The organism is Paraburkholderia sp. PGU19 (assembly GCF_013426915.1).
Taxonomy (GTDB): Bacteria; Pseudomonadota; Gammaproteobacteria; order Burkholderiales; family Burkholderiaceae; genus Paraburkholderia.
Genome location: NZ_AP023180.1, coordinates 695,880 through 718,427, shown reverse-complemented (window position 1 = coordinate 718,427; position 22,548 = coordinate 695,880). Strand labels below are relative to the sequence as shown.

Genomic DNA, 22,548 nt, shown 5'->3' with positions numbered 1-22,548 from the left:
TAAACATCCACTGCCACATGAAGTGCTTTGAAATGGTTGGTGTACGGAGTATATTCAGCATCACGATGACACATTCGAACTGGAGGAAGACACCATGCAATTTCATCTCAACGGTTTCCGCGTCGGCGATCCGACCATCGAACCGGCTGCCGACGGCGCACCTCACGTCGAGATGCCCGATACGGTCGACGTGCTGATCGTCGGAAGCGGTCCTGCGGGACTCGTGCTGGCAGCACAACTGTCGCAATTCCCGACCATCCGCACGCGCGTCGTCGAGCGGCGCTCAGGACCGTTGCAGATGGGACAGGCAGACGGTGTCGCGTGCCGGACTGTCGAGATGTTCAATGCATTTGGTCTCAGCGACCGCTTGCAGCGAGAAGCCTATTGGGTCAACGAAACCGTGTTCTGGCGTCCCGATGCGCAGGATCGTGGCGCGATCAAGCGTACCGGCCGTGTTCAGGATACCGAAACAGGTATGTCGGAGTTTCCGCATGTGATCGTCAATCAGGCGCGCGTGCAGGACTATCTGCTCGATGTGATGCGTCGCTCCGCGCAACGGCTCGAACCGGACTACGATCTGGAACTGGTCGACGTACAACGCGACGAGACGGGCGATTACCCCGTGCACGTGACGTTGCGCCGCACAGATGAAGCGCGGCTGGGTGAGGAAATCACTGTGCGTGCGCGCTATGTCGTCGGTTGCGACGGCGCCCGCAGCCGCGTGCGTACGGCCATCGGACAAACGCTGCGCGGCGATGCCGCCAATCATGCGTGGGGCGTGATGGACGCGCTCGCGGTCACGGACTTTCCGGACATCCGCCTGAAAGCCGCTATTCAGTCCGCGAGCAAGGGCAACCTGCTCATCATTCCGCGCGAAGGCGGATACCTGGTGCGCTTCTACGTCGATCTGGGCGAGGTCACGCCCGAGAATCGCGACAGCCTCAAACAGACCACCGTCGAGCACATCATCGAGACGGCTCAGCATATCCTGCATCCTTATACACTCGATGCAAAGGAAGTCGCGTGGTTCTCCGTGTATGAAGTGGGACAGCGCCTGACCGACCGCTTCGACGACGCCATCGCCGCCGACGGCACGTCTCGCGACCCACGCGTGTTCATCGCCGGCGACGCCTGTCATACGCATAGCGCGAAGGCCGGCCAGGGCATGAACGTATCGATGCAGGACGGCTTCAATCTCGGCTGGAAACTCGGCGCGGTGCTTCAGGGGCGCAGCGACGTCGATCTGTTGCGTACGTATTCCGATGAACGTCAGCCGATCGCGCAGGAGTTGATCGACTTCGACAAGGAATGGTCGGCGATGATGGCCGCGCCGCCGAAAGATCCCAACCGGCCCGAGGCTGGCGGCGTCGATCCGGCTGAACTGCAAGCCTATTTCGTTCGCGCGGGCCGATATACGGCGGGGGTCGCAACGCATTACCGGCCGGGTGTGCTCACAGGCGAAGCGGCGCATCAGGCGCTCGCCAGCGGCTTCGTGATCGGCACGCGTTTTCATTCATCGCCCGTCGTTCGTGTCGCCGATGCAAAGCCTGTCCATCTCGGGCACGCGGCATCCGCGGACGGCCGCTGGCGCCTGTACGCGTTCGCGGATGCGAAACGGACTGCGCTCGATGCGCTGTGCGAGCATCTCGCTACATCGCCCGATTCTGTCTTGCGGCTCGTCACGCCAGAGGATGCCGACGTGGATAGCGTGTTCGATCTCCGCGCGGTGCTGCAACAGCCGCATCGCGAAGTGCGTCTCGACGACCTGCCCGCCTTGTTGCTGCCGCGCAAGGGACGCTACGGCCTCATCGACTACGAGAAAACATTTACGTGCGACGCAGCGACTGATATCTTCGACGCGCGCGGCATCGACCGCGAACGGGGCGCGCTCGTCGTGGTCCGTCCGGATCAATACGTCGCGCATGTTCTTCCACTCGATGCATACGCGGAACTAAAGGCCTTTTTCCAGCCGATATTCCGTATGCGCTAACCCGCTCCAAACTGCGAAATTGCCGACCAGACACGACAACCCAGAAGCGCTCTCGAAATTTACGGGCAGTCTCGTACGCCGCGCCCAGCAGCGCCACGTAGCGGTATGGCTCAGCGAAGTCTCCGCCGAGGTCACGAGCGTCCAGTATGCGGCGCTCGAGATCTTACATAAGACACCCGGCGTCAATCAGCGGCAACTCGGCGATGAACTCGACGTGGACCGTTCGACGATCGCCGATCTCGTCGCGCGCATGGTGCGCAACGGCCTGATCGAACGGTCCGACGACCCCGTCGACAAGCGCAGTTATGTGCTGTTTCTCACTGCGGACGGCAAGAAGCAGCTTGCGACCTTGCGTCCGCGTGTCGAGGAAGTCGAGCGCATTCTCACGGCAAGGCTGACGCAGCGGGAATGTCTGGAGTTACGGCGACTGCTTCTGGCGCTGTTGCCGCCGCAGGAATAGGTCCAACACTCATTCGTTTGCGTGGGAGTTGACGGCGCCGCCCGTCTTCTCCTGGCATCTCGTCAGCGGTACAGCCGCTTCCGGGTCCGCGGAAAGAGTTGAACTCACCTGCGATAGCCAATGCGTTATCTCATCATCCTTTGTGCAGGCGGTATTGCGGACCGACAGCCTCCAATGCACGAGGATCCGCAATGAATACGCTGCCTTCCAGGGCCAATCTCGACCATGTGAAGAAGCAGGCGAAAGAACTGCTCCGACTCTATCGCGATGGCGATGCAACGGCTATTTCGCGTTTCATCGACAACCTTCCTGCCGCGACGCATCGAACCGATCAACGCCAGAACGAGATCGATACCGGCTGTCATTCCCGCAGAGGACCAGATGGGACCGTCATTGGCGAAGAGGCGGTCTTCGATAACGACCTCGGTCCCGATGCCGCCAAAATGGTCGCAAGGCTTCTGGTCATGAATCAGCGTCGGCTGGGTGGGCAGATGCAACATTCCGCCCTGCTCGACATGACGCCCAAGTCCGATCGGATCGAACTGGTGCTGGCGCACATCCGCCGCAACCTGCGCAATCCGCTGACCGTCGAGGAGCTTGCCGCGGTGGCCAACCTCAGCCCTCGCCAGTTCAGCCGCGCGTTCGTGGCCGAGACCGGTCAGTCGCCCGCCAAGGCCGTGGAGCAGCTACGGCTGGAAGCCGCCCGATTCATGATCGAACAGGGCCGGCACACGATCAACGTCGTGGCGCAGGAAACGGGTTTTGCGGATCGGGAGCGCATGCGCCGAGCGTTCGTCCGAACGTTCGGTGTGCCCGCCGATATGCTGCGCCGGAACGCTCGACGCGAACCCGTTGCCGGCAACTGAAACCACACCCGCCCGGGCCCGTATCGTCGTCGGTCGATCTGCGACAATCTGGCCCGAAAAAAATAGTTGAACCGGGATCTATTCTTTTGGCAGCCGATGCCGATAAGAGCGCTCATAAGCCTCCGCCAGACGAGCCTTCACGATGAAAATCGACCTTATTGCCAGCCGCCCCGCCCAAATGAAACGTACGCTTATTATTCTGGTCGGCTGTGCCAGCGTACTGGCCAGTCTGTCCATCTGGGGACGGGTGCCCGCCGATGCACTCGCCGACGCCGATAGAGAAGTCGCCCAGTTCGGCCCGGCACTTCCCGGTACCGCGTGTAAGGCCGAAGGAGCCGTTTCAAGAGACGCTCACGGTACCTTTCTGATGTGCTGGAGGCTGGTCTGGAGCAAGCCATAGCTTCTGCTTCTATCGAGACCGCTCGCAACGAACGCATGCCGCCGCGTATGTTTCATTGCTAACGCATGCGATTGAAGGTTCAGTTGGGAAGCGAACGCAATGGCATCTCTAGTGTTTTTTTGTTGCTGGAGACGTTGTACGATTCGCCATCAATAACCATAAAGGGAGGCCTCATGGACGCACACTTGAGGCAGACATTGGCGGGCGCGTTTCTCGCCACAGGTTGCCTGTTTTCGGCATCATCCCACGCGTACAGCGCGGCCGACGACGCCGAGGCCCAGGACCGGGAAGTGAAGGCGGCCTACGATCGCGGCTACAAGGCAGCGAAAGAGGAACTCGCGCACGAGGCCGCTGCAAAGGGCACTGCCGCCACGACACCACCCGCAACCGAAGCGCGGGCGCAGAAACCGACGGTTGAGGCTGCTCGCAAACCCATCCTCGACATCAAACACGTTTACAGCGAGACAAGCGATATCGAGACCGTGCAAGAGGTGCCCGTCACGTCGAAGCCGCTTGGGGAGCAGCCAGGCGCGCAATCTGTCGCATCCGGCAGCACTCGCATCGCGCCACCCAAGCCGGTTGCCTATCGCTCTCCAGTCGCGACAACCGACGCCTGGACGGATACCGACTCGCTGCAGAACCCGCAACCGGTTCAACGCCCCAGCGCGCCGCCGCGCAATGCGGGCGTCGCGCGGTCTACGGGACGCGTGCAACAACAGAATGCAATGCCGCCCGAGGAGTACGCCGATGACGAAGGCGACGAGGCGGTCATGCCACGTACAGCACAGGTCTACACGACCGAGCCGCAGTACGCGCGACCGCGAACGCAGTACGCGCCGCCGCCTGTAGCGATGCAGCCTCCGCCGCAAGCCTATGGCTACGTGCAGCGGCCAACCAGCGTGGCCGCCCGTCCGTACGCCTACTATGCGCCACCCGCTCCCTGGACGGGCGGATACCAGCCGGCGCCGTATGCTGGCCGCTGGTACTGGTCGCCGGAGTATGGGCGCTGGCTTTACTACTGACCTGTCGCGATCTTCACCGGGAAGGAGAAGATCGCCCGCGGCGCCCGCGGCGCCCGATCGCTGCCGCCGCCTGCTTTCAAACCGCCAGACAAACCTTGCCGAAATGCTTGCCCGCCGCCTGATGGCGGAACGCGTCGGCGATCTCGCCGAGCGCGAACGTGCTGTCGATCACCGGCTTGATTCCGTTTGCGTCGATCGCGCGGATCATGTCGATCTGATGCCTCCGGCTGCCGACAATCAGTCCCTGCAGCTTCTGCTGACGACGCATCAGTTCAGCCGTCGGCACCTGCCCAGCCAGTCCCGTCAACACACCGATCAATGCGATGTGACCACCGATCCGGCAAGCCTGGATCGACTGCCCTAGCGTGTCCGGACCGCCCACTTCGACCACGTTGTCGACACCACGGCCGTTCGTGATATCGAGTACCTTCGCGGCCCAGTCGGTATCGCGCCTGTAGTTGATCAGGTGATCGGCGCCGAGCGCGCTGGCCTTCGCCAGTTTCTCGTCGGATGACGACGTCGCGATCACCGTCGCGCCCATCTGCTTCGCGAACTGCAGCGCGAAGATCGAGACGCCGCCCGTGCCCTGAACGAGCACAGTGTCGCCCGCCTTCAGCGCGTAGTCGACGACGAGCGCGCGCCACGCGGTCAGGCCTGCCGTGGTCAACGTCGCAGCCTCTGCGTGGGTGTAACCGCGCGGCGCGTGCGTGAACCATTGCGCGGGGCGCACGACGCTCTCGCGAGCGTAGCCGTCGACGCCGTCGCCCGGTGTGGTCGAAAAGTCGGCGAGCGTCGGGCCGCCGTCGAGCCAGTACGGAAAGAATGTCGATACGACGGCATCGCCGACCGCGAATTCCGTCACACCCTCGCCGATCGCTTCGACGACGCCCGCGCCATCGGACATCGGAATGCGGCCGTCATCCGTGCGCATGCGTCCCGTGACGACACCCAGGTCATGGAAGTTGAGCGAACTTGCGTGGATGCGCACGCGGATTTCGCCGGGCGCCGGCGCGCCGGGATCGGCAAGCTCCACGCGTACGAGATTGTCCAGTCCGGCGGGCTGGCGCAAGGTAATGGCTTTCATCGAAGCAACTCCTGATAGTCGATTGACGACCGACGATGCGCGATGCGGCATCGCCGTCGAAAAGGCGGTCGCGCGCCTGGAACGGCACGCGAGGACGCGAACGCTCCGCGACCACGCCGTGATTGTCAGGTCGTACGTCGATTGCCGCAAGAAGGTACAATTATGGCCGGTACTATCAATTATGTAGGTATGAACGCCATGCGACCCAAACGCCTGGACAGCAAGAGCGGCTGCGCCGTCGAAATGACGCTTTCGGTAATCGGCGGCTTGTGGAAGCCGGTGATCCTGTTTCACCTGATGCACGAAAAGAAGCGCTTCATGGAGCTGACACGGCTGCTGCCGAACACGACGCAACGCATGCTGACGCTGCAATTGCGCGAACTGGAGGCGGACGGCATCGTGGCGCGCCATGTCTATCCGCAGGTTCCGCCGAAGGTCGAATACGAATTGACGCCGTTCGGCGAGACGCTCGCCCCGGTGCTGATCAGCCTCAGGGAATGGGGCGAGTCCTATCAGGCGCGGCGGGCGAGCGATGCCGCGCCCGTCGAGGAAGTGTCGAAGACAACGGGGACGCGGCGGCGTCGTACGAATGTGGCCGGGCAAGCTGCGTGAGTGAGTGTTATCCCGGTTCGCGTCGCGGCAAGATTCAAACCTTGTGCCGGATCGAGCGTTCGAGGCGAATGCCATGCCGCTTCATCTTCGCGTAGAGCGCAGGCTTCGACACGGCAAGCAGCTTCGCGCAATTCGTGACGTTGTAGCGGCACGCCTCCAGCGCGTTCTCGATGGCCTGACGCTCCGCTTCCATCAGCGAGACAGGTGCCGCCCGATGCGCGGCGTGTACGGCATCGCCAACGGGTTGCGCCCGAGTCGCGCCACGCAGGAACGACGACACGTCCTCGATGCGTTCGCCGTCATCAAAATTGACGATCTTCTCGACGAGATTTTCCAGTTCGCGCACATTGCCCGGCCAGTCGTAGGCTTGCAATTGCTTCAATGCGTGGTCGGCCAGCACAGGCATCGGCTTGTGCATGCGCGTGCAATAGCGTTCGAGAAAGAACGCCGCCAGCATAGGTATATCCTCGCGCCGCTCGCGTAACGGCGGAATGTCGATCTCGATCACGTTGCACCGGTAATAGAGATCTTCGCGAAACGTTTTCTCACGCGCCATCGACGCGAGATCGCGATTACTCGCGCAGACGATCCGCACATCCACCGGAATGCCGCGCGTATCGCCGATGCGCGTGACTTCGCGCTCCTGCAGAACCCGCAGCAGCTTCGCCTGCACGTCGATCGGCAATTCCGATATTTCGTCGAGGAACACCGTGCCGCCGTCGGCGGACTCGAACTTGCCGGGACGGCCATCGCGCGCCGCGCCTGTGAAGGCACCGGGCGCGTGGCCGAACAGCTCGCTTTCGATCAGCGCATGCGGCAAGGCCGCGCAATTGATCGCGATGAACGGCTGGGCGCTGCGCGAACTGGCGTTGTGAATCGCCTGCGCAAAGACTTCCTTGCCGACACCGCTCTCGCCGGACAGCAGCACATTCGACGCGCCACGCGCAGCTTTCTTCGCCGCATCGAGCGCGCGCCGCGTGCCGGCGCTGGTTCCGACCACGCTGTCGAACGTGAAGCGCGCATGATTGCCTGCGTAGCGTCCCGCCATCTTGCGCACGCGGCGCATCTCGCGAAACGTATTGACGACGGACACCACTTCACCGCAGCGATTCTTGATGGGAATGGCCGTATCGAGCAGATGCAGATGCCGCGCCGGCGAATCGATGATGAGTTCGCGATCCACGTAGCCAACGCCCGTATGGAAGATCGGCCCAACGATCGGCTCGAAATCGATGACCTCGTTGAGCGTCTTGCCGATGCTCGTCTTCGGATCGATGCCGAGAATGCGCCCCGCCACCGAATTGACGTGCCGCAGCACATGTCCCTGGCCGATCACCATCAGCCCGTCGCCGATATGATCGATGATCGCGCGCTGCTCTTCGACGAGGGTGTCGTACGCGGCGAGATCGAAGGTGCGTTGCAACAGGACGTCGAGCGTCGCGCCGAGCAGCGTGATCCAGCTCGCGGACCCGTTGATACGCCCGCCGCTGGCGTCTTCCGCATGCAGCGCAACAAGAAACACACGCCGCCCGTGCGCCTCGACACGCAACGCGAACGCCTGCCCAAGCGTGGCGGCGCTCCCTTGCAACGCGAGCGTCGCGCAACGTCCGCCCGATATCGATGTTGCCGCTTCGGCGAGCGCGGCGAGGCGCGCGGCAGGACAGTGCGCAAAGAACGCATCGAGCGTGTTACGCCTGGCAGCGTCCGAATCCGCGACTTCCTCGATGCCTTCGAGCACGTGCCCCGCGCGATCCAGCGTGAACACGCAGGCCCGCGTCTCAGTCGCGGCGAGTCGGCGCGCGGTGCGCCATTGCGTGCAGGCAAGCGCGCTTTCGAGCGCAGTGGTGTCGGGATCGAGCGCGACAGTGGCCATGTCTACCTGCGAGCGGTCGGGCAACGGTTCCGACTATACCAGTTCAAAATCGCGTTGCCCGGCCCATGCCGACGCGCCAGAGCGCGCGTCAATCCTTCTGCGCGATCGCGGTGAGCGACCCGCCGTTCAGCCGATACACCGTGACGGGCGCATCGATCCAGTCGCCGTTTGCATCGAACCGCACGGGACCGAGAATGCTCGTGAACGCCTGATCGCGTAGCGCCTTGACGAACACCTCGGGCTTCGTCGAGCCCGTCTTCTGCATGGCATCGGCGACGACGAGCGTCGCGGCGTAGAAAGCGGGCGCATAGGTGTCGACATCGGCGTTGAAAGCGCTTCTGAACCGTGCGCGGAAGGCTTTGCCGTCGGGCAGCGTGTCGAGCGGCGCGCCGCCCTGCGCGCAGAACATGCGCTTGTCGGCGACGCCTGCGGACAGCTTGTCGAATTCCGGCGAGCAGATGCCGTCGCCGCCGACGATCGTCGCATTGATGCCGAGTTCGCCCATCTGCCGCGCGAGCGTCGCGGCCTGCGCGTAGTAGCCGCCGTAGAACACGACCTGCGGGTTGCGCGATTTGATCTGCGTGAGAATGGCCTTGAAGTCGGTTGCCTTGTCGGTGCTGTACTCGCGCGCAACGATATCGAGCCCCGCCTTTTTCGCGCTCTCGACGAACACGTCAGCCACGCCCGTACCGTATGCGGTGCGGTCGTCGATCACGGCGGCCCGCTGCGCGCCGAGCACTTTCGCCGAATAGAGCGCCATGCGGCCGCCCATCACGTTGTCGTTGGTGGCAAGGCGAAACACATACGGAAAGCCCAGATGCGTGAGTTGCGGATTCGACGACGCGCCCGTCATCATCACCACGTGCGCGTCGTTGTAGATGCGCGCGGCCGGAATGCTCACGCCGGAGTTGTAATGACCGATCACAGCCGCCACCCCGCCGTCGACGAGTTTTTGCGCGACGTTCACGCCGACTTTCGGATCGCCCTGATCGTCCATCGAAACCAGCTCGAAGCGAACCGGCTTGCCCGCGACCCTGAACGCTTTCGCGTTCAGCTCCTCGACGGCGAGCCGCACGCCCCGCTCGTCGTCCTTGCCGCTTTGCGCCGCGCTGCCCGTGAGCGGGCCCGCGACGCCAATCTTCACCACTTCCTGCGCCACCACGCCGCGCGCCAGGCCAAGCACGGCCGCCGCGCATGCGATGAACGCCATCGCCGTCTTCATCGGTTTCATATCGCTTCCCCAGTTGCAGTGAATGGCAAACTTTCCAGAACGTCCCGTACGGGCGACAGCGTGTCGAACTCGAAATCCGGACGCGGCTGCCACGTGCCGAGCGTGTCTGCGCCGCGGTTGATCCAGGCCACGGCCATCCCGAGCGGCTTCGCCCCGTCGATGTCCGCCCAGCTCGCGAGCGAACAGTGCAATACGTCGGCGGCATCGAGCGCGAGGCGATCGAGCGCCAGCGCGAAGATCGCCTGCGACGGCTTGTACGCCTGCGCCATCTCCGCCGTCGTCACATGCTCGAAGTAATGCGTGAGCCGCGTGCGACGCCACAGATCGCTATCCATGTTGGTGATCGGCATCAGCGGATAACGTGCCGCCGCCCAGTCGAGAAACGGCTCGGCGTCCGCATGCGCCGGCGACGCTTCCACCAGATGCGTGAGGAACGTGTCCGTCAGCGTGTCGATCGCATGGCCTTTGCGCGCGCCGGGCCAACGCGCATCGAGACACGCCGCCAGCGCCTGCTGCGCGACGTCGCGGTAGCGCGTGTAAGCCTGGCCGCGATAGAGACGCACGTTACGGATGTCCCAGTCCAGATAGACATCGAACGCGCTTTCGCCCGTTTCGACCGAAAGGCGGCGCAGCACTTCGGCCATGCCTGCCGTGCCGCCGCGATCGACGTCGACGAGCGTGCCGAAGTAATCGAAAGTCAGCGCTTTGGGATTCATCGCGCGCCCTCCTTTCTGGCCGCGAACGCTTTCACGCGCTCCGCTGCATCGGGATGCGAAAACGCGTCGATGGTCGCGGCGCTTTCGAGTTCGAGACTGCGGCCGAGCGCGCCCGACAACTCCGCGTTCACGAGGCGCCTGAGGCGCGCCACCGAGGTCGCCGAACGTTGCGCGATGCGCGACGCCAGATCGAGCGCCGTGTCGAGCACGGCGTCGCGCGGGACCACGCGGTTGACGAGCCCCATCGATAGCAGCGTCTGCGCGTTCTGCCGCTCGCCGAGCAGCCAGAGTTCCATCGCGCGCTGATGGCCGATGGCCTGCGGCAACAGATGCGTGACGCCGCCTGTCACGAACTGCCCCCACTCCATCTCGGGGAAGAAGCACACGAGATCGTCCGACGCCACCACGAGATCGCAATTGAGCATCCATTCGAAGCCGCCGCCGACCGCATAGCCGTGCACCGCGCCCACCACCGGCTTCGCGCCGAGCATCAGATCGCGCGTGATCCGCTGAATCCGTTCGATATGGCTGCGAATGCTCGCGTCGCTCGCGCTCTGCTGGCCGAATTCCTGGAGATCGTCGCCCGCGCAGAATGCGCGGCCCGCGCCCGTCAGCACCATCACATGACAGGCAGGATCGTTGTTGCATGCGTGCAAGGCATCGTGCAGATCGTCGAGCAATGCGCCGCCGATGGCATTCATGCGCCCCGGCCGGTTCAGCGTCACGACGGCCACGGGTCCTTCGTTGCGTAAGATTACGTCGCTCATGTGGGTTCCTTGTCGATCCAGCGCGTCTTGCCTTCCGTGCGTGGGAAATGTTCGAACGGCACCATCGTCACCGCCGCGCTCGCGCCAATGCGCTCGCGCACCGCGCTTTCAATGCGCGCCCCGGCATCCGGCCAGCGTTCGGCCGCGAGATCCCTTGCCGCCTCGACTCTCATCACGATACGGTCATACGGCCCGTCCCCGTTCAGCACGATGCGGAACTGCCCCGATGCCCACTGCGGCAGCGCCTCGACGGCAAGCCGCACCGCGCCCGGAAACACATTCACGCCGCGCACGTTGAACATGTCGTCGGTGCGGCTCGTCACGCGAAAGCGCCACGCGCTGCGGCCGTCGGGACCCGGATCAGCGCCCGTCACCGTCACCACGTCGCGCGTGCGATAACGCACGAGCGGCTGACACTGCTTGCGCAGATGCGTGCAGACCAGCTCGCCCGTGACGCCCTCTTCGATGGGCAAACGCTGGAGCGTTTCGGGATCGACGATCTCCGTGAACACCACGTCGGCCGCGTGATACAGGAGGTCGTTGGTCCAGTCCGTCTGTCCGCCCAGAATGCTCAGCACTTCCGACAAACCGAAATTCGCGTTGCGCACCTTGAAGCCCCACGTGTCCTCCATCGCGGCGCGCAGATCGGGATTGTCGAGACCCGCCTCGCCACCGAAGAGCCCGAGCTTCAATCCGAGTTCGCGCGGTGAAGGTCCTCCCGTTTCGCGCAACACCTGCTCGATGAGCGCGGGATACGACGGCGTGCAGGAAATCGCGTTGATACCGAGATTCAGAATGGAGTCGATCAGAAGCCGTGTATTGCCGACGCCGAACGGCACCACGGTCGCGCCCGTCGCTTCGAGGATCGTGTGATCGGTGAAGCCGCCTGTCCACATGCAGTAATTGAGGCAGTGCACCACGCGGTCATCGGGGCGCAGACCTGCTGCCCACATCGAACGCGCGCCCACCCGGGCGATATCCTGCGCATCGCGGACGCTGTTGGCGAGAATCAGCGGGCGGCCCGTCGTGCCCGAAGTCCGATGCAAGCGCGCGACGCCGCTTTCCGCGCAGGCCACGTAGCTCCCATACGGCGGCGCACTTTCCTGGCTCACGCGCAACTCGTCCTTCTCCGTGAAGGGCATGTCCTGCAGGGTGTCGAGCGTGATGTCCTCGCGCTCGATCCAGCGCGACAGCTTGCTTCGATAGAACGCCGACATCGCGCGCAAGTACGGCCATTGGCGTGCCCATAGCGCGTCCTGATGACGGCGCACGTCGGACAGCGCAAGGGTTTCGAACTCTGCGTCGAAATAGACGCCTTGCAGGGGAGAAACGGCCACGTCCATGTGATTCCTCTTGGTGAGCGGCTCGTGCCGCGAATGCATGAATGGATGGATGGGCGCCCGCTTATCGCGCGCCGCGTTTCGTCGCGCGCGCCTCGATGGCGGCACGATCGACGATGGCGCGCGCATGGCTCGCCGTGCCGACTGGTCCGCCGGCGTCGGTCGCCACGACGTCGAACCAGTACAGCGCGTCCTCGATGCCGCGAAACGTCGCGGTGGCCGACACGTCGATGCCGGGCGGCGTCGGCGCAAGATGACTGAGGTGAGTGGTGACGCCGACGGAAAGCTGCCCGTCGCGCAGCGCGTCATGCATGAGTCCGGCACACGCGCGCTCGATCAGCGCGAGCAATGCAGGCGTCGACAGCACGTCGGGATATTGCTCCCCTGCCGCGTGCGCATGCGCCGACGCGAGATCGGCGGGGGCGACAGTGTGGGTGAGCGTGGCGATTTGGCCTGGTTCGATCATGGGCGGCTCCTGTTGTATGGAGCGGCTCATATGCAAGGGCTGCGCCAGTGACAGCGGAGCCTTGCGTGGCGGCCCTTCGCGCGATTTACGCGGTGAACGCGAAGGCGTACCGTAAAGATTCTTTACGTTGCGAATCGAAACGGTCGTAGGGCTGCTTAACGGTCAGCGGTGGGATCGGTATGGAACGTATCGTGCGCGCAGACCTGAAGCGCGAACGGCAGTACGATAGACGATCGACCGATGAATTCGAGGAGGCACCATGAACGCGGTATGCCCGCTACACGGGCCGACCACCATCATCCGCACGAACGCATACGGTTTTCCCGTCTACGCGTGTTGCTGCAACGACGTGCCGTATGCAACGCCACCCGACGCCTGCACAAGAGCGCCGACGCAACGCGGAAAAGACCCGCAGCAGAAGCCCGTACAACCGAAGACAAAAAGAGAATGACGGGCACCCGGACGTCTATCAATGCGGCGCTTTCCCAGCGAGCCACAGCGCGAGATTGATCGCATATCGATGCGCGTCCGGCAGCGCCTGTTGCTCCGTCTGCATCCCGTTGCCTGGGGGCTCGTCCACGAAGCTCGGACAACCGAGTCGCGCGTCCCAGTTGTAGTCGGCAAAATGATGAAACGTGCTTTGCGCGACAGCGGGTCCTCCGTCGCTGGACGGTTCAAAGGCGACGGCAAGATTGAAGCTCTTGCCTGTGATCTTGCTGTTGCCTCGCGCGATCACGCGGGCGGATGCGTCGTCGGGTGCATCGACGGCGCCTTCGTGCGGGTGAGCGGGCAGATAGCGGATCGCGCCCGTTGGTGAGTCGGCATTCGTCAGTACGGGATGCGTCGGCCCGACGATCGCAACTTGCTGAAAGTCTCCATTCGCGCCCGAGTGAAAATTGGGCCATGAAATATGCGTGGAGAACGGATCGTCGCATACGCATTGCGACGGGTCGGGATCGACATTGCGGGTATGAAAGTGATGTGCCTTGCCCACTGCGCCCAGGCTGCACAGCGAACAGCCCACATCCATGTGATCTCTCGTCACCATGAGACCGCGGCCTGCCTGCCGGAATCGCGTGATGCCCGCGCAGTCTTCGGGTGTCAGGCCGTCGCCGTTATCGACGGCGAATAGCCACAGTTCGTCGAAGGCGGTTTCGTCCAGACGCGAAAGCACCGGGTCCGGCTCTCCGGGTTGTTCGCGGTCTCTCGCGACGACGTCGAATACGGCACGCCCCTCGGCATCGCGATGGTTGCGCAGCAGTTCGGCAAGGCGGCTGAACCGCGCGATCGACCAGTCGTCGGCGACGGGCGGAATGGTCGTTTGCAGCAGGATCTTGATCGTATCCATGATGGTCACGCAGCACGCTGCGCTGGTTTGAACATGCCGTCATGCTAGACGGATTCCCATGGGGCCAGTAGACATGCGGACAGATACACGGTGTTGCCTCGTGGACACCTATCGCAGACTTGTCCTCTCCTCCCCCTTCTGCACGAATTTTATGATGCTGCTAGATTGTCGCCAGCAGAACTCTCGAGCGAGACTTACATGGCTGACAGACCCGGTTCACAAGCATCCGCTGCGCGCTCACTGGCCTTGATTGCGATCATTGTCGGCGTCGTGGCGATTGCGTTTGCGTATACGGCAGGCTGGCTCACGCCAGGGCGGCTGACACCGCCAAAGATCGTCAACGCGCTGGCGCCGCCGGGTGGCCCTGCGTTGGGTTTCCGGCGCAATCACGCAAAGGGCATCTGCTTCACGGGCACGTTCGAATCGAATGGAGCGGCCGCTGCATTGTCGAAGGCGCCGATGTTCGCGCAGGGTTCGTCCCGCGTCACGGGACGCTTCAACCTCGCCACGCCTGATCCCAACGCGCCGGACCCGACCGTGCGGGTTCGCGGCCTGAGCCTGCGCGTGGTCGCGCCGGATGGAAGCGAATGGCGCTCGGCGATGATCGACGCGCCCTTCTTCCCCGTCGCGACACCACAAGCGTTCTATGCGTTGCTCGAAGCCTCGGGACGCACGGACGATCCCGATGCGATGAAGCAGTTCATCGCCGCGCACCCCGAGTTTGCCGCGTTCGGCGCATGGGCGACGACGGCGCCGTGGACGGGATCGTTCGCGCAGGATCAGTACAACAGTCTCAACAGCTTTGTGTTCACGAATGCCCAGGGACAGGACCAGGTCGTGCGCTGGTCATTCGTGCCGGCGGCGAAACCGGAGGCCGTATCGCCCGACGTCCTCAAGCAACGCCCCGCCAACTTCCTCGAAACCGACATCACGCAACGCGTGGAGAGCGCGCCGCAACGCTGGACGATGATCGTCACCGTCGCCAATCCGGGCGACCCGACGGCCGACCCGAGCAAGGCCTGGCCCGACGACCGCCGCAAGGTGGAAGCGGGCACGCTGGTGGTCAGCGCGATCGAGCCCGAGCCCGACGGCCCGTGCCGCGACCTCAATTTCGATCCGACCGTCCTGCCGGTTGGGATGCACGTTTCCGACGATCCGTTCCCTGCTGCGCGCTCGGCTGCCTATTCCGTTTCGTTCAATCGCCGGACTGCCGAAGACAAGCACTATCCGCACACGCCTGCCGAAGGAGCGAAGCCATGAAACCGACTCTCGATCGCTTTACGCCGTTGCAGCGCGCGCTGCACTGGATCATGGCGATCTGCATTCTGGCGATGCTGTTCATCGGTGTCGGCATGGTGTCGACGATTCGGCCTGACTATCTGACGCTGGTGTCGATTCACAAGCCGCTCGGCATCGTGATACTGATACTCGCGCTGATTCGTCTGGTGGTGCGACTCATGCGCGGCGCGCCGCGACTCCCACCGGACATGCCCGAGCCGATGAAGCTCGCCGCTCATCTGTCGCACCTCGCGTTCTATGCGTTGATGATCGCGTTGCCGCTGATTGGGTGGGGGATGTTGTCGGCAGCGGAGTATCCCGTCATCGTGGCCGGCATCCAGTTGCCGTGGATACTGCCGCATAGCAACGAACTACACACGATGCTATGGAACGCGCACCGGTTTCTCGCGTTGTGCTTTTTCGCGTTGATCCTCGTGCATTTCGCGGCCGCGCTGTTTCATGCGCTGGTCAGACGCGACGGCGTGTTTCAGGCCATGGCGCCCTGGCGCTGAGCGGTCCGCACGATATCCCGGATCTTGCGCGCTGGCACACCGCCCACTAGCGTGTAGGCCGGCACGTCCCGCGTGACGACTGCGCCGGCGGCGATCACCGCCGCCTCGTGGATCGTCACGCCGGGCAGGATGGTTGCACCTGCACCGATCCACACCTTGTTGCCGACGTGAATCTCCTGGTGATCGAGTCCGCGCCCGATCTGGGGTTCAAACACGACGCCATGCGTCGCCGTTTCGAACGACACGCGGGGCCCGACCTGCACGTCGTCGCCAATCGAAATCCGGCTATTGCGGCAAGCGAGTCGCGTCTGCGCGTTCAGGTAGACGTTATCCCCGATCGAGATACCGCAAATCGTTTCCTCATTGAGGCTCAGTTCGAGGTTCAGCGCACCGATGATGGTCACATCGCGTCCGATCGCCATGCCTGCCTTGCGGAACATCGAGGCGCGCATGCGATTGAACGGACCGTAGGTCGGCATCGTGTTGCCGAGGGTGATGAAGAGGTGTCGTTTGAATGCCGTCAGTAGTTTCATCATCCGCGTATCGAGGGACAGGTGGCACCGTCACTCGATCGACTATAAAGACGCGATTCTACTGAGGTATGCGCCCATATTTGCTCTGGGTCGCCGAGCTGGCGTGTTGTGCGGAGGTTTTGTCGCGAATCCGAGGCGCGATTGATTTTTTCGTGTGACGCATCGGCACCAGCCTTTCATTTCAACCACTTCGCCCCATGCGCTCGCCACGAGGAGTGAGATGAGCGTAGCAGCCTCGACGTGCTAACTTTATGCCCCCACTCGGCCCCAAAAGGATGCGATTTCCCTTCATATAAGAGTGCTACCCTGTACGACGGCACGACCTACACACAGTTTGCCGCTATTGGGCCGAAATCGTTCGCCAGCATCAACCCAGAGTGCGGGTGTTTGAAGCGGGTGATGCGTCTGTTAAGAGCGTTGGCAACGCAGGCGAACAGATACGTTGCCGTGTGAAGTGTAAGACCCTGCGGGGGCCCTCAGGCAAGAACAAGAGCTGGCGGTGTTAGCCGCTTTCTTTTTCCTACTTTTCTTTGCGGCGGCAAAGAAAAGTAGGTGCCGCCCCGCACAGGGGCGACGCGTGAATGGCAAACGCCGTAGCGCGGATGCCAGCGCAAAGACAAGCCTCTTGGTTATGGCGCTTGCAGAAAGACAAGGTTAGCCGGCACTGAACGCTCGCAGCGGCCCCACGGCAGGCTCACGTCGCTGCACACAAGAACAAGACCGCCAGCCATCACCCACCCCACTTCCACTCGCGAATCTCCTCACTATCGATACCCTCGGTATGCGCGTAATCGAGGTGCTGGATCTTCTGATCGCGCAAGCGTTCCTTCGCGTGATCACCGACGCCACGCAAACGAGGCACCCGATCGATCACATCAATCGCCAGCGAAAACCGGTCGATCCCATTGATGATCGCGAGCTCCAGCGGCGTATTGATATTGCCCTTCTCCGCATACCCATGCACGTGAATGTTCGCGTGATTCGTGCGGCGATAGGTCAGCTTGTGAACCAGCGACGCATACGAATGGAAGTTGAAGATCACCGGCTTGTCCGTCGTGAACAGCGAATCGAAATCGCGCCCCGACAGGCCATGAGGATGATCGGAATCGGGCATCAGCCTGAACAGATCCACGACGTTCACAAAACGTATCTTCAGATCGGCGAACAGCCCTTTGAGTATTTCCACAGCAGCGAGCGCCTCCATGGTCGGAATGTCGCCGGCGCTAGCCATCACGACATCCGGCTCGTGATCCAGATCCGTCGATGCCCAGTCCCAGATGCCGATGCCTTTCGTGCAATGCGTGATAGCCGACTTCATATCCAGATACTGCAAATGAGGCTGCTTGTCGGCGACGATCACGTTCACATAGTCGCGCGAACGCAAGCAATGATCGGCGACGCTCAACAGGCAATTCGCGTCGGGCGGCAAATAGATGCGCACGACATCGGGGCTCTTGTTCGTCACGACGTCCAGAAAACCGGGGTCTTGATGCGTAAAGCCGTTATGGTCCTGACGCCACACGAGCGACGTGATCAGCAGGTTCAGCGAAGGCACGGGCTGCCGCCAGCGCAACTCGCGCTTGGCTTTTTCCAGCCATTTCGCGTGCTGGTTGAACATCGAATCGATCACATGCACGAACGCTTCGTACGTTGCAAAGAGACCGTGCCGCCCAGTCAGGGTATAGCCTTCGAGCCATCCTTCCAGCGTATGCTCGCTCAGCATTTCCATCACGCGGCCATCGGCGGACAGGTCGCCGCCATCGCTATCCGATTCGACGATCTGCGCGAGCCACGTCTTCTGCGAGGCTTCGTAGATCGCAGTGAGCTTGTTGCTGGCGGTTTCGTCGGGGCCGAATACCCGAAAGCTCGTCATATTACGGCGCATGACATCGCGCAGAAACTGGCCGAGCACATCCGTGGGCGACACGTAGCTTGTTGCGGGCTTGCCCACATCGACGGCGTATCCGGTGAAGTCCGGCAGGTCCAGCGCCTTGCACAACGCTCCACCATTCGCATGCGGATTGGCGCTGATGCGCCGCGCCCCTTTGGGCGCAAGCGCTCGCAACTCGGCGACCAGCCGTCCCGATTCGTCGAAGAGTTTTTCCGGCTCGTAACTGCGCAGCCAATCCTCGACGAGCTTCAGACTCCTGCCGTTGCTCGCCGGATCGGCGACGGGCACCTGATGCGCTCGCCATGTGCCTTCTATCTTGTGCCCGCCGAATTCGCGCGGACCCGTCCAGCCCTTCGGCGATCGGAGCACGATCATCGGCCAGCGTGGCCGATGCATATTGCCGTTATTGCCTTCTTGTCGCGCACGCTGCTGGATCGCATGAATCTCGTCGATGCATTCGTCGAGCGTCGCCGCCATCTGCTGATGCATCTTCTCCGGCTCGTCGCCTTCGACGAACCATGGCTTGTAACCATAACCCGTCAACAGCGCTTCGAGTTCTTCATGCGGGATGCGCGCAAGGATGGTCGGGTTCGCGATCTTGTAGCCGTTCAGATGCAGCACGGGCAGCACCGCGCCGTCGCGCGCCGGATTCAGGAATTTATTCGAATGCCACGAGGTGGCGAGCGGCCCGGTTTCCGCCTCGCCATCGCCGATCATCACCGTGACGATCAGATCGGGGTTGTCGAACGCGGCACCATATCCGTGCGACAGACTGTACCCAAGTTCGCCGCCCTCATGAATCGAGCCGGGTGTTTCGGGTGTGCAATGCGAGCCGATGCCGCCCGGAAACGAGAAGAGCTTGAAAAGACGCCCCATGCCCTCTTCCGTTTCGCCACGGTCCGGATAGATCTCCGAATAGCGCCCTTCCAGATAACTGTGCGCGAGCGTCGCGGGTGCGCCGTGGCCCGGCCCCGAGAGGAAGATCACGTTCAGGTCGCGCTGCTTGATGACCCGGTTCAGATGCACGAGCACGAAGCTCTGTCCGGGATCGGAACCCCAGTGACCGAGCAGACGCCGCTTGATGTGCTCGGGCTTCAGCGGTTCGCGCAAGAGCGGATTTGCGCGCAGGTAAATCATGCCGGCGGACAGGTAATTGCATGCCCGCCAGAAGCGGTCCATGTTGCGCAGTTCATCGGCTTGCAACGGTGTGGCTTGCAGGCGGGTGTCGTCCATTGAGCGTCTCCTTGCAGAGGTTTCGCGGTACGCAGTGCCTCCCTAATCATAGAAGGTGCTTTGCGTATGTCTATTGCGAATGCACGCATCTTTGACGCAGGCGGCACAACGATTGCAAAACCCGCGATTGCAAAACCCGTTGCATTGCCTGCAATTCGACGGGCTGCATGCGCTGCAACCGTCACGCATGGATCAAAGGAAGGAGACACACCATGGACATGCTCATGACGCTATTCGGCGAAGGCAAGGATCTCACCGCCTTGCAGACGGCCATGCGCGCGATCGTCGTGTTCTTCGCGACGCTCGTGTTGATCCGTATCTCAGGCAGGCGCTCGTTCGGACAACGCTCGCCGTTCGACTACGTGGTCGCGATCCTGCTCGGCTCCACGCTGAGCCGCGTCATCATCGGCGCATCGCCTGTGGTGCCGACGCTCGCGGCGTCGCTGGTGATCGCGCTGATTCATCGCGCGCTGGCGTGGTGCTGCGTGCGCTCGCCGCGGCTCGAATCGCTGGTGGTGGGTATGGAACGGAAGGTGTATCGCGACGGACAGTTCAATAGCCGTCAGATGTCAGCCGCGTTGATTACGCGCACGGATATTTTCGAGGCCGTTCGACATGAACTTCACGCGCTCGATCTGCACGACGTGCACGCGGCGATTCTCGATCGCAACGGACAGATGAGCCTGATTCGTAAAGGCTCGAAGGGTGGCGACGGGAAAACGGACGCGTAGGCACGCAAGCGCGACGCAGCGTCACGTATCAACAAAACGGGGCGGGCCGCGCGAGCTTCACGAATGAAGCACCGCACGAGACCCGCCCCGTCAGAAGCCCGATTTACTCGGTATCGTTCTTCAGTTGCGGCAGCGCCGACGATTCGCCCGGTGCGAGCAAACCGACCTGCGCGTAGACGCGCAGCTTGTCGCGCGTGTCGGTGATGTCGAGGTTGCGCATCGTCAGCTGGCCGATGCGGTCACGCGGCGAGAACGTCGAAGCGACCTTCTCCATCGACAGACGCTCCGGCTGATACGTCAGGTTCGGCGACTTCGTGCTGAGGATCGAATAGTCGTTGCCGCGACGCAGTTCGACAGTCACTTCGCCCGTGATCGCGCGCGCGACCCAGCGCTGCGCCGTTTCGCGCAGCATGATGGCCTGCGGATCGAACCAGCGGCCCTGATACAGCAGGCGGCCGAGGCGGCGACCGTTTTCACGGTACTGCTCGATTGTGTCTTCGTTGTGAATGCCCGTGACGAGACGCTCATACGCGATGAACAGCAGCGCGAGACCGGGGGCTTCGTAGATGCCGCGGCTCTTCGCTTCGATGATGCGGTTCTCGATCTGGTCGCTCATGCCGAGGCCGTGACGGCCACCGATACGGTTCGCTTCCAGCAGCAGTTCGACGGCATTCGGGAAGGTCTTGCCGTTCAGCGCGACGGGTTGACCTTCTTCGAAGCGGATCGTCACTTCTTCCTTCGCGACGGGCACGTCGTCGCGCCAGAATGCGACGCCCATGATCGGATTGACGATCTTGATGCCCGACTCCAGGCTTTCGAGATCTTTCGCTTCATGCGTTGCGCCGAGCAGGTTCGAATCGGTCGAATAAGCTTTCTCGGCCGACATCTTGTACGCGAAGCCCGCCTGGCGCATGAATTCCGACATTTCCGCGCGGCCGCCGAGTTCGTCGATGAACTGCTGGTCGAGCCACGGCTTGTAGATCTTCAGATCCGGATTGACGAGCAGGCCGTAACGGTAAAAACGCTCGATGTCGTTGCCCTTGTACGTGCTGCCGTCGCCCCAGATGTTGACGCCGTCTTCCTTCATCGCGGCGACGAGCATCGTGCCCGTCACGGCGCGGCCGATGGGCGTCGTGTTGAAGTACGTCACGCCCGCCGTCGAAATATGGAACGCGCCGCATTGCAGCGCCGCAATGCCTTCGGCGACCAGTTGCGCGCGGCAGTCGATCAGGCGCGCGCCTTCGGCGCCGTATTCCGTGGCGCGGCGCGGAATCGAGTCGTAATCTTCCTCGTCCGGCTGACCGAGGTTGGCTGTGTACGCGTACGGCACGGCGCCCTTCAAGCGCATCCAGTGCAGCGCAGCGCTCGTGTCGAGGCCGCCTGAGAACGCAATACCGACCTTCTGGCCGGTCGGAAGATTTTCGAGGATTGTGCTCATAATCAAAACCGTTGAATCGACTTTTGAAGGGAATAGGCGAAACTTTATCAGACATGCCCGTCTACGAGCCGGATTCGGCGGAAAACGGGCGTTCCACGACGCTGCAGCGCCTCAGACGTCCGGGTGCAGCGAGTCGTCCAGAATCGACGGCGGCACGGCGTCGGGATCGGTGGCCTGGGCGTCGTCGAAACACTGCTCCGCCAGATCGATCATGCCCACGGCGGCATCGATCAACTCGTCGAGCCGGTCCAGCAATTCGCCGCGCGCTTCGGCTTGCCCGTCCGGATGACCGTTCAACTGCGCGATCAGCGATTCCGCCGTCTGCAGGTACGGAATCGCCTCGTGGTAGTTCTCGATCGACACCAGCGCCTTGCTGCGCGCGCCGACCAGCAGGCTTCGGTAATGATCCGCGAGCTCGGATTCGCCGCTGATCCGGGGCAGTTTGTGGGAAATGCGCTGCAGGCAAGCCGGCACCTGCTCGTCGAGCGCCGCCGCGCGCTGCCGCAGATCGGCGTATTCGGCAAGCAACTGGACCTGGTCGAACGGGGAAACGCTGTCCATCGTGGGCGGCTCGGTGTCTGGGGAACCCAACATCTTACTGCACGCCGCAAAGTCGATGCGCGCCGGGGCCGTTGGCTTACACTAAGCACAATCGCGCCAGCATCGGAAACCGCCATCGACGTATCTCAGCGGAACACCGGCCGCCCCGCGTCAACCTGAGCTGTTGCGTAGTCGATAGCCGCACCGTCGCCGACTA

The 22,548-nt window shown here is 62.7% G+C and carries 20 protein-coding genes and 1 pseudogene; 9 read left to right on the top strand and 12 right to left on the bottom strand.

Annotated features, from left to right (window positions below):
- The first annotated feature begins 94 nt into the window (after window positions 1–94).
- The 5 genes and pseudogenes from H1204_RS20810 to H1204_RS20790 all read left to right on the top strand — a co-directional run bounded on the left by H1204_RS20810 (window position 95) and on the right by H1204_RS20790 (window position 4,738).
- Complete coding sequence (locus H1204_RS20810; RefSeq protein WP_180732531.1) at window positions 95–1,990, top strand: FAD-binding monooxygenase; 1,896 nt, start codon at window positions 95–97, stop codon at window positions 1,988–1,990.
- A gap of 19 nt (window positions 1,991–2,009) precedes the next feature.
- Window positions 2,010–2,450, top strand: coding sequence for a MarR family transcriptional regulator (locus tag H1204_RS20805; protein ID WP_007746919.1), 441 nt, complete (start codon window positions 2,010–2,012; stop codon window positions 2,448–2,450).
- A gap of 404 nt (window positions 2,451–2,854) precedes the next feature.
- Window positions 2,855–3,316: pseudogene (locus tag H1204_RS20800) on the top strand (helix-turn-helix domain-containing protein); the annotation flags it as partial.
- A 142-nt stretch (window positions 3,317–3,458) separates the two neighbouring features.
- The gene (locus H1204_RS20795; protein ID WP_180732530.1) at window positions 3,459–3,716 is read left to right on the top strand and encodes a hypothetical protein; all 258 of its coding nucleotides are present in this window, start codon (window positions 3,459–3,461) and stop codon (window positions 3,714–3,716) included.
- A 173-nt stretch (window positions 3,717–3,889) separates the two neighbouring features.
- Window positions 3,890–4,738 carry a hypothetical protein gene (locus tag H1204_RS20790; protein WP_180732529.1) on the top strand — a complete coding sequence of 283 codons (849 nt, stop codon included), beginning with the start codon at window positions 3,890–3,892 and terminating at the stop codon, window positions 4,736–4,738.
- Window positions 4,739–4,814: 76 nt separating this feature from the next.
- On the opposite strand, the gene H1204_RS20785 is transcribed toward H1204_RS20790, so the two are convergent.
- Window positions 4,815–5,822, bottom strand: coding sequence for an NAD(P)-dependent alcohol dehydrogenase (locus H1204_RS20785; protein WP_180732528.1), 1,008 nt, complete (start codon window positions 5,820–5,822; stop codon window positions 4,815–4,817).
- 198 nt (window positions 5,823–6,020) lie between these two features.
- Here H1204_RS20785 and H1204_RS20780 point away from each other — a divergent pair, with 198 nt between their 5' ends.
- Entirely contained in the window at window positions 6,021–6,434 is a 414-nt protein-coding gene (locus H1204_RS20780; RefSeq protein WP_180732527.1) for a helix-turn-helix domain-containing protein, read from the top strand.
- A gap of 34 nt (window positions 6,435–6,468) precedes the next feature.
- Here H1204_RS20780 and H1204_RS20775 read toward each other — a convergent pair whose 3' ends face one another.
- The 7 genes from H1204_RS20775 to H1204_RS20745 all read right to left on the bottom strand — a co-directional run bounded on the left by H1204_RS20775 (window position 6,469) and on the right by H1204_RS20745 (window position 14,175).
- Complete coding sequence (locus H1204_RS20775; protein WP_180732526.1) at window positions 6,469–8,307, bottom strand: sigma 54-interacting transcriptional regulator; 1,839 nt, start codon at window positions 8,305–8,307, stop codon at window positions 6,469–6,471.
- Window positions 8,308–8,395: 88 nt separating this feature from the next.
- Window positions 8,396–9,538 carry a branched-chain amino acid ABC transporter substrate-binding protein gene (locus tag H1204_RS20770; protein WP_180732525.1) on the bottom strand — a complete coding sequence of 381 codons (1,143 nt, stop codon included), beginning with the start codon at window positions 9,536–9,538 and terminating at the stop codon, window positions 8,396–8,398.
- On the bottom strand, window positions 9,535–10,254 hold the full coding sequence (locus H1204_RS20765; protein WP_180732524.1) for an HAD family hydrolase: 720 nt from the start codon (window positions 10,252–10,254) through the stop codon (window positions 9,535–9,537). Before H1204_RS20765 ends, H1204_RS20770 begins: the two co-directional genes overlap by 4 nt.
- The gene (locus tag H1204_RS20760; protein WP_180732523.1) at window positions 10,251–11,021 is read right to left on the bottom strand and encodes an enoyl-CoA hydratase/isomerase family protein; all 771 of its coding nucleotides are present in this window, start codon (window positions 11,019–11,021) and stop codon (window positions 10,251–10,253) included. Before H1204_RS20760 ends, H1204_RS20765 begins: the two co-directional genes overlap by 4 nt.
- Window positions 11,018–12,364 carry an AMP-binding protein gene (locus H1204_RS20755; protein ID WP_180732522.1) on the bottom strand — a complete coding sequence of 449 codons (1,347 nt, stop codon included), beginning with the start codon at window positions 12,362–12,364 and terminating at the stop codon, window positions 11,018–11,020. The genes H1204_RS20760 and H1204_RS20755 overlap by 4 nt, the downstream gene beginning before the upstream one ends.
- A 61-nt stretch (window positions 12,365–12,425) precedes the next feature.
- Entirely contained in the window at window positions 12,426–12,827 is a 402-nt protein-coding gene (locus H1204_RS20750; protein ID WP_180732521.1) for a thioesterase, read from the bottom strand.
- A 469-nt stretch (window positions 12,828–13,296) separates the two neighbouring features.
- On the bottom strand, window positions 13,297–14,175 hold the full coding sequence (locus H1204_RS20745; RefSeq protein WP_180732520.1) for a hypothetical protein: 879 nt from the start codon (window positions 14,173–14,175) through the stop codon (window positions 13,297–13,299).
- Between the two features lie 198 nt (window positions 14,176–14,373).
- On the opposite strand from H1204_RS20745, the gene H1204_RS20740 reads away from it, so the two are divergent.
- Entirely contained in the window at window positions 14,374–15,435 is a 1,062-nt protein-coding gene (locus tag H1204_RS20740) for a catalase family peroxidase (RefSeq protein WP_180732519.1), read from the top strand.
- Window positions 15,432–15,965: a cytochrome b gene (locus H1204_RS20735; protein ID WP_180732518.1), complete on the top strand. Its 534-nt coding sequence runs from the start codon at window positions 15,432–15,434 to the stop codon at window positions 15,963–15,965. The genes H1204_RS20740 and H1204_RS20735 overlap by 4 nt, the downstream gene beginning before the upstream one ends.
- Here the strand turns inward: H1204_RS20735 and H1204_RS52670 are convergent.
- Both H1204_RS52670 and H1204_RS20725 read right to left on the bottom strand, forming a co-directional pair.
- Window positions 15,941–16,501, bottom strand: a complete 561-nt coding sequence (locus H1204_RS52670; protein ID WP_180732517.1) for an acyltransferase — start codon at window positions 16,499–16,501, stop codon at window positions 15,941–15,943. The genes H1204_RS20735 and H1204_RS52670 overlap by 25 nt on opposite strands.
- Before the next feature lie 727 nt (window positions 16,502–17,228).
- Window positions 17,229–19,622: a phosphoketolase family protein gene (locus tag H1204_RS20725; protein WP_180732516.1), complete on the bottom strand. Its 2,394-nt coding sequence runs from the start codon at window positions 19,620–19,622 to the stop codon at window positions 17,229–17,231.
- Between the two features lie 212 nt (window positions 19,623–19,834).
- Here H1204_RS20725 and H1204_RS20720 point away from each other — a divergent pair, with 212 nt between their 5' ends.
- Window positions 19,835–20,353 carry a DUF421 domain-containing protein gene (locus H1204_RS20720; RefSeq protein ID WP_180732515.1) on the top strand — a complete coding sequence of 173 codons (519 nt, stop codon included), beginning with the start codon at window positions 19,835–19,837 and terminating at the stop codon, window positions 20,351–20,353.
- Between the two features lie 103 nt (window positions 20,354–20,456).
- Here H1204_RS20720 and argG read toward each other — a convergent pair whose 3' ends face one another.
- Window positions 20,457–21,791, bottom strand: a complete 1,335-nt coding sequence (argG, locus tag H1204_RS20715; RefSeq protein WP_180732514.1) for an argininosuccinate synthase — start codon at window positions 21,789–21,791, stop codon at window positions 20,457–20,459.
- A 111-nt stretch (window positions 21,792–21,902) separates the two neighbouring features.
- Complete coding sequence (locus tag H1204_RS20710; RefSeq protein ID WP_180732513.1) at window positions 21,903–22,352, bottom strand: ATPase; 450 nt, start codon at window positions 22,350–22,352, stop codon at window positions 21,903–21,905.
- Between the last annotated feature and the right edge of the window lie 196 nt (window positions 22,353–22,548).

What these genes read in the sequence shown, in the direction of transcription:
- argG (WP_180732514.1), bottom strand. Translation starts at nt 21,791, where the DNA reads ATGAGCACAATCCTCGAAAATCTTCCGACCGGCCAGAAGGTCGGTATT.
- H1204_RS20735 (WP_180732518.1), top strand. Translation starts at nt 15,432, where the DNA reads ATGAAACCGACTCTCGATCGCTTTACGCCGTTGCAGCGCGCGCTGCAC.
- H1204_RS20750 (WP_180732521.1), bottom strand. Translation starts at nt 12,827, where the DNA reads ATGATCGAACCAGGCCAAATCGCCACGCTCACCCACACTGTCGCCCCC.
- H1204_RS20725 (WP_180732516.1), bottom strand. Translation starts at nt 19,622, where the DNA reads ATGGACGACACCCGCCTGCAAGCCACACCGTTGCAAGCCGATGAACTG.
- H1204_RS20720 (WP_180732515.1), top strand. Translation starts at nt 19,835, where the DNA reads ATGGACATGCTCATGACGCTATTCGGCGAAGGCAAGGATCTCACCGCC.
- H1204_RS20810 (WP_180732531.1), top strand. Translation starts at nt 95, where the DNA reads ATGCAATTTCATCTCAACGGTTTCCGCGTCGGCGATCCGACCATCGAA.
- H1204_RS20710 (WP_180732513.1), bottom strand. Translation starts at nt 22,352, where the DNA reads ATGGACAGCGTTTCCCCGTTCGACCAGGTCCAGTTGCTTGCCGAATAC.
- H1204_RS20740 (WP_180732519.1), top strand. Translation starts at nt 14,374, where the DNA reads ATGGCTGACAGACCCGGTTCACAAGCATCCGCTGCGCGCTCACTGGCC.
- H1204_RS20755 (WP_180732522.1), bottom strand. Translation starts at nt 12,364, where the DNA reads ATGGACGTGGCCGTTTCTCCCCTGCAAGGCGTCTATTTCGACGCAGAG.
- H1204_RS20780 (WP_180732527.1), top strand. Translation starts at nt 6,021, where the DNA reads ATGCGACCCAAACGCCTGGACAGCAAGAGCGGCTGCGCCGTCGAAATG.
- H1204_RS20790 (WP_180732529.1), top strand. Translation starts at nt 3,890, where the DNA reads ATGGACGCACACTTGAGGCAGACATTGGCGGGCGCGTTTCTCGCCACA.
- H1204_RS20765 (WP_180732524.1), bottom strand. Translation starts at nt 10,254, where the DNA reads ATGAATCCCAAAGCGCTGACTTTCGATTACTTCGGCACGCTCGTCGAC.
- H1204_RS20785 (WP_180732528.1), bottom strand. Translation starts at nt 5,822, where the DNA reads ATGAAAGCCATTACCTTGCGCCAGCCCGCCGGACTGGACAATCTCGTA.
- H1204_RS20745 (WP_180732520.1), bottom strand. Translation starts at nt 14,175, where the DNA reads ATGGATACGATCAAGATCCTGCTGCAAACGACCATTCCGCCCGTCGCC.
- H1204_RS20760 (WP_180732523.1), bottom strand. Translation starts at nt 11,021, where the DNA reads ATGAGCGACGTAATCTTACGCAACGAAGGACCCGTGGCCGTCGTGACG.
- H1204_RS20775 (WP_180732526.1), bottom strand. Translation starts at nt 8,307, where the DNA reads ATGGCCACTGTCGCGCTCGATCCCGACACCACTGCGCTCGAAAGCGCG.
- H1204_RS20795 (WP_180732530.1), top strand. Translation starts at nt 3,459, where the DNA reads ATGAAAATCGACCTTATTGCCAGCCGCCCCGCCCAAATGAAACGTACG.
- H1204_RS52670 (WP_180732517.1), bottom strand. Translation starts at nt 16,501, where the DNA reads ATGATGAAACTACTGACGGCATTCAAACGACACCTCTTCATCACCCTC.
- H1204_RS20770 (WP_180732525.1), bottom strand. Translation starts at nt 9,538, where the DNA reads ATGAAACCGATGAAGACGGCGATGGCGTTCATCGCATGCGCGGCGGCC.